This window comes from Nostoc sp. ChiQUE01b (assembly GCF_034531255.1).
Classification (GTDB): Bacteria; Cyanobacteriota; Cyanobacteriia; order Cyanobacteriales; family Nostocaceae; genus Nostoc.
Window position 1 is genome coordinate 1 of the sequence record NZ_JAVRBM010000188.1, and the last position, 3066, is coordinate 3066.

Consider the following 3066-nt stretch of genomic DNA (forward strand, 5'->3'; position numbering starts at 1 on the left):
TTGTTATTTCGGCGTACCCATTTGTTATTTCGGCGTACCCATTTGTTATTTCGGCGTACCCATTTGTTATTTCGGCGTACTCATTTGTTATTTTGGCGTATCCATAACGCACCCTACGATGGCAAACACCTGCTTCCTGTTCTGCATCTCAGTGAAGTATGATATCATGTCCGGTTAATCAACCTGAGTAAAAAATGTTCGTAGTCAGGACTGAAGTCCTGATTTTTTTCACATAGGGTCTCGTAGAGAGGACTTTAGTCCTCACTACTAACCAAAGTTTTTATTATGGGGATATTACTGGATATGATATGAAATATGCAAAAACTTCAACTTGCAAAGCGAGTAATTAGATTTGCGGTAACTCCCGTAGTCCTATTTACTCTTGCTGTTTTCCTGACTATTATCCCTAGCACATTTGCTAAACAACAAAAGATAAATTCACCAAACGGGTTTCATATTCCAGTCAATAAACCCCCAGCCACAACACCACAGCAACTTCTTGAACAAGGAGAAGCACTTTATCAAACTGGGCGCTTTCCTGAAGCCGTAATTATTTTACAACAAGCTGTCCGTACCTATCAACGAGAAAGCAATAACCTTGCACAAGCCGCAGCGCTGACTAACCTCTCTCTTGTATACCAGCAACTCGGCTCGTGGAAAGAAGCTTATGTAACTATTGACAATAGCTTAAATTTACTTGCCTGGGATGAGATAAATCAAAAGTTAAATGTCAACAATCCAAAATCTGAATTGTTAGAAATTCTGGCACAAACTCTAAATATTCAGGGGGAATTGCAACTAGCACAGGGACAAACTGATGCATCTTTTCAAACATCACAACAAGCAGAGCAAATCTGGAAGAAATTAGGTGATACTGCTGGAGTAACGCGCAGCCGGATTAACCAAGCACAAGCCCTACGAGTTGATGGTTTTTACCGCCGTAGCTTGGATATATTGGAGGAAGTGTCCAAACAGTTACAAGCTCAACCTGACTCTATTGTAAAAGTAATAGCTTTGCGATCGCTTGGTAATGTTTTACAACAATTAGGCGAACTAGAGTCATCCCAGACAAACTTACGACAAAGCTTAGAAATCGCTCAACGTCTGCAACTAGCTCTAGAAATTAGTTTGACGGAATTTAGTCTCGGTAATACTGCTAGGTCGTTAGGTAATATTAAAGATGCGATCGCTCATTATGAAAACGCTGCCAAAATTGCACCAAATCCTCTGGCCAAAGTTCAAGCCCTGATTAATCAGCTGAGTTTGCTGGTCGAAAACCAACGCATCACCCAAGCAAAGTCATTAATACCCACAATCCAATCTCAAGTCCCGAATCTGCCTACCAATCAAGCTGGTATTTATGCACGGATCAATTTTGCTCAGACTCTAACCACAATTGGTAACAGAAAAGACATTGCAGAGATTCTGGCAACTAGCGTTCAGCAAGCCAAAATAATCGGTGATGAACGTGCCGAATCCCATGCACTGGGCAGCTTGGGAGAAGTTTACGAGCAGAACCAACAATTGCAAGAAGCACAGGATTTGACGCAGCAAGGGTTATTTCTGGCTCAAAAAATTGATGCCTCAGATATAGTTTACCGCCTTGAGTGGCAGTTAGGACGCTTACTCAAAGCACAGGGAAATATCGAAGCTGCCATATCTGCTTATGATGCTGCTGTAACAACTCTTCAGTCTCTTCGCAGCGATTTAGTTGCAGTTAATCGAGACGTGCAGTTCAATTTTCGTGATCGCATAGAACCTCTTTATCGGCAGTCTGTAGAGTTGATTTTACAAGAGAAGGGACAAGGAAAACCAGATTTAGATAAAGCACGTCAGCGAATGGAAGCCTTGCAAGTCGCAGAACTCGACAATTTTTTCCGAGAAGCTTGCTTGAGCAATCAATTTGTGGTGTTGGACAAAGTAGTAGACCGCGACAACCCGAATACTGCTATTTTATACCCGATTATTCTAGATAATTATTTAGAAATTATTATTAAACTTCCCAATCAAACATTGATGCATAAAACTTCTAAAGTCAAACGTCAGCAAGTAGAGCAAATTATTACAAAAATCCGAGATACAATAGTCGAACCTGATGCTAATCTGCAATTTCAAGCAGTTTCTCAACAGCTTTATAACTGGTTAATTAAACCAGTTGAAACAGACCTCAAAAATGGTAAAGTTAATACTCTAGTCTTTATTCCAGATGGGTTGCTGCGAAATATACCGATGTCTGCATTGTATGATGGCAAAGAGTATTTAGTGCAAAAATACTCTATAGCTATTAGCCCCGGTCTGCAACTATTTACTCCCCAACCTTTAGCACACAAAAAATTAAATGCCTTGGTTGGAGGACTATCACAACCACCCAAAAATGAAAAGTTTGCACCACTTCCCAACGTTAAGGTTGAACTGAAATTAATTCAGGAATCAGGCGTATCGACAACTACACTATTGGATAAAAATTTTACCAGTACAAATTTAGCAAAAACTATCAACGCTCAAGCTTTTAAAGTTGTTCACTTGGCAACTCATGGGCAATTTAGCTCTAAAGCAAAAGACACTTTTATCCTAGCAGCTGATGGACGCATCAATGTGAGTGAACTAGATAGTTTGCTTAAAAGTAGAGAGCAAAAACTAATAGAACCAGTGGAATTACTTGTTTTGAGTGCTTGCGAAACAGCAGCAGGAGATAACCGAGCTGCATTGGGATTGGCAGGAGTTGCCCTACGTGCTGGTGCGCGGAGTACTTTAGCTTCCTTATGGCAAATTGGTGATAACTCTACAGCTTTATTTATTGAGGAATTTTACCGCCAGTTAGTGACTGGTAAAACTACGGCAGAAGCTTTACACTTTGCTCAATTAAAATTACTTGAAACTGCTGAATATAACCGTCCGATGTACTGGGCACCCTACGTTATAGTTGGTAATTGGTTATAGAAATATAGGCTTATATAGCAATCCGATTTGATTCGGTGAATTACTCGTAGAGACTAAGGACTGGGGACTGAGGACTGGGGACTGGGAAGAAGGAATAAAGGTGTACCTAGCTCCCTTAAAAATCAA

1 protein-coding gene is annotated in these 3066 nt (G+C 40.4%); it reads left to right on the plus strand.

The window, feature by feature from the left end; translation table 11 throughout:
* Nucleotides 1-315: 315 nt before the first annotated feature.
* Nucleotides 316-2940 (plus strand): CHAT domain-containing protein, encoded by a 2625-nt coding sequence (locus RMY63_RS41440; protein WP_322734233.1) that lies wholly within the window; start codon nucleotides 316-318, stop codon nucleotides 2938-2940.
* Nucleotides 2941-3066 lie beyond the last annotated feature (126 nt).

Coding starts and splice junctions, on each gene's coding strand:
- RMY63_RS41440 (WP_322734233.1), top strand. CDS start 316: ATGCAAAAACTTCAACTTGCAAAGCGAGTAATTAGATTTGCGGTAACT.